The 502-nt window shown below is 50.7% G+C and carries 1 protein-coding gene; it reads left to right on the top strand.

What is annotated here, in order from left to right:
* Positions 1-502: transposase (locus CRG49_RS13055; protein ID WP_198515184.1), on the top strand; the 502-nt coding region annotated here is incomplete at both ends.

Below are 502 nucleotides of genomic sequence, written 5' to 3'. Positions count from 1 at the left end.
GACCGCTTTCCCTTGCTCAAAATTCAGCTCATTATCGACTGGCAGCCCATTGCCGATTATCTCGAACAACAAAAAGGCCGCTATACCCGTCATCACGGCGGCCGCCCCGCCTATTCATTATTGTCCATGTTTAAAGCCGTCTTACTCGGCCAATGGCACAGCCTGTCCGATCCCGAACTCGAACACAGTCTCATTACCCGTATCGACTTTTATCTCTTCTGCGGTTTTGACGARCTCAACACCCCCGACCACAGCACACTGTGCCGTTACCGCAACTGGCTGGCACAAAACAATCTACTTGCCGAATTACTGGATTTGATTAACCGCCAATTAACCGACAAAGGCTTAAAAATCCAACATGCCAAAGCAGCCGTTATTGACGCCACCATTATCCAAACAGCCGGCGGCAAACAGCGACGGGCGATTGAAACCGATGAAAACGGTGTGGTTTCAGAAAACACTCCCAGCAAAGACCAAGATGCCCGCTGGGTGAAGAAGGACG

It is taken from the genome of Neisseria sp. N95_16 (assembly GCF_002551535.2).
GTDB lineage: Bacteria > Pseudomonadota > Gammaproteobacteria > Burkholderiales > Neisseriaceae > Neisseria > Neisseria brasiliensis.
The sequence above is the reverse complement of the archived record's forward strand: the minus strand, read 5'-3'. Positions and strand labels throughout refer to the sequence as shown.